We start from the raw sequence: 2606 nt of genomic DNA on the forward strand, positions 1-2606 counted from the left end.
GTTTTGAAACCAATAAGTCGATTGATATTAACGATTATGAAAAGAATTCAAGGGAAAGATATATTGCAAGTCTGGCTGTAAAAAACAATATGACTTATGAAGGAGCGGATTCTTTTGAAAAGACATATTTAGACAATAACACCTCGGAGTATGAAGCTGTTTCAATTGAGTATAGATCCATTGATAAATTGACAGGATTTATCCAAAGTTCAGTGTTTGGACAGGAAGTATATATTAGAGCAGAAATAAGGTATTTAATTGATAAAGAAAACAATACTTTCACTAGAATTGATGATATAGGAGGAATTGAATTATATCTGCATGACGTTGATAATTCAAATGCCCATGTTAATGGTGGTGGATTCAATATTGAAAAATATGATACAAGCGCACGTATAAGTCAAACAACTCAATTCAGTTTCATAGTTAAAGATTATTCTTGCGAAGCTGACGGAGATATTGATGATGTTAAAGAATATAAGGATGGTTATTTGTTGACATCTAAGGTGAAGACATATGATATTGACATAACCATTAATGACTTTGAAGACGATGTCGCTGATAATTCAATGGGATGTACAGTGGTTGATGTACGGCCTGATGAATTGAACCCGGATGGATCGCTGAAGGATGATACATTCCAGGATATAGATTATGATATAAAACTGACAGGAGTTATCAAGACGATTATTTCGAAAGAAGAGATAATAGTGACTTATGATAAGGACAACCAGGACTACAAAGTCTTGATAGATGTTCCCAAAGGTGGCCCTGAGTTGTATGAAGGGGTAAGAACTAAGGTCAATGGATGGTATTCCGACGATGTGGATGAAAACGGCAATCCAATCATACTATCTGAAGGCGGTTTGATAAGGATATTTGAATGAAATTGTAAGAATAAGCATTCATGAGGATAGTCGTGTGAACATAAACAATATAATATTGGTACTTGTTGGATTACTATGCATTATCAATTCATCCCCATAAATTGAAAGTTGAAGTAATAGATGCCTTAATAAACTCACATATAGTGTTACAACTTAATTTTATCAGAACAAAGGAGGTACCGTATGGACATCAGCAAAAACACAATAGATTGGCTCATGGAAGATGACAATCCTTCGGTGAAATATTTTACTATGAAAAAGTTATTGATGGTGCCAGAAGATAATCCTGATCTGAGACAAGTGAGATTAAGAATCATGGACTCTCTTGAAGTGAAAACAATATTGACTCAGCAAAAGGATGATGGTTTCTGGGGACAAGAAGATCGATTCTATACGCAGAAATATCAGGGAACTGTATGGCAGCTTCTAATTTTAGCAGAACTAGGCGCTGTTCCTGTTAATCAGATAAAAAGGGCTTGTGAATTTATTATGGAGAAGTCTCAAGCTGATAACGGAGGTTTTTCTACTGAATATGGCAAGAAAGCAGGAGCAGGGTTGAAAAGTAAGGTAATACCGTGTCTGACCGGAAATATGACACATACTTTGATACAATTCGGGTATTTGAATGATCAACGGGTTCAAAAATCTATTGATTGGATTGTTAGTAACCAACGGGCTGATGACGGAGATAAAACAGACTTGACTGGATGGGAATACAGTAAGCATGTAGCCTGTTTTGGCGAGCATACCTGCTTTATGGGGGTTGTCAAATCCCTGAAAGCCTTGGCTGTGATCCCTGAAAAAAGCAGGAGTACAGCTGTACAGAAAAAGATTGATGAACTGACTGAATTTCTTCTGATTCATCATATTTTCAAGAAAAGTCATGAGTTGTCAAAGAATTCAAAACCTGGATGGTTACGGTTTGGATTTCCATTGATGTATCAAACAGATATTTTAGAAATTCTCATAATTCTTACGGAATTAGGCGTTCATGATAAGCGAATGGAAGAATCAATATTAATTTTGAAGAAAAAACAAGTGGACTTTGAACGCTGGGAAATGGAAAACACATTCAACGGTAAGATTAGATATGATATAGAGAAAAAGGGAGAGATTTCAAAGTGGATTACATTGAGAGCGTTGCAAGTTTTGAGTGCGTATACTAACGTGCCAGCTGAAGTAAAGAAATAAGATAAATGGTTCGGATGATCAAGTAATAACTATAATATAATAGATCAATTGCATTATACACATAATGATAATTGTCAGAATGTTAAGTTATAAAATGTGGTTTTTATAATGACCCCGATAAATTGAAATTGTTGCTCTGTGATAACTTCTGATTTGTAGGTGAAAAGCCCTTATTCTAATTGTTTGTGATACAATTAGTTTAAGATCATGCAAAAACATATGTATCAATATAACTTATAGAAAGGATTATAATACAATGAAAAGTAAAAGTATGTCAACTCCAGAAAAGGCTGCAGCAAGCAGAGCGATGGAAATGTTGTTTGCAGAAAAAGAGAGGTTATATATTGATAAATATTCCAAAGAGTTTCTTACAGGCTTTAACAGATTCTTCTTAAATATCATGAAGCATGAAGGTGTTAGAAATTGGTGGATGAATTTAATGGAGAAGGTTGGTCCTGGTATTTACGGTGGAGTTATCAGCCGAACAAAGTATATGGATGATGTTTTGGAGGCTGCGATTGCAAATAA

The 2606-nt window shown here is 34.8% G+C and carries 3 protein-coding genes; all 3 read left to right on the forward strand.

Annotation, left to right across the window (positions count from 1 at the left end; genetic code table 11):
• Nucleotides 1-887, forward strand: an 887-nt coding sequence (locus AC3AX0_RS06865) for a hypothetical protein (protein WP_487549565.1), incomplete at its 5' end; no start/stop codon positions are given.
• A gap of 183 nt (nucleotides 888-1070) precedes the next feature.
• Nucleotides 1071-2078 carry a prenyltransferase/squalene oxidase repeat-containing protein gene (locus AC3AX0_RS06870; RefSeq protein WP_487549566.1) on the forward strand — a complete coding sequence of 336 codons (1008 nt, stop codon included), beginning with the start codon at nucleotides 1071-1073 and terminating at the stop codon, nucleotides 2076-2078.
• Between the two features lie 256 nt (nucleotides 2079-2334).
• On the forward strand, nucleotides 2335-2606 hold a 272-nt coding region (locus AC3AX0_RS06875; protein WP_487549567.1), incomplete at its 3' end, for a class I SAM-dependent methyltransferase.

The sequence above is a fragment of the Dethiosulfatibacter sp. genome (genome assembly GCF_983023055.1).

Excerpts from the sequence above, each read along its gene's own strand:
- AC3AX0_RS06870 (WP_487549566.1), top strand. The coding sequence starts at position 1,071 with ATGGACATCAGCAAAAACACAATAGATTGGCTCATGGAAGATGACAAT.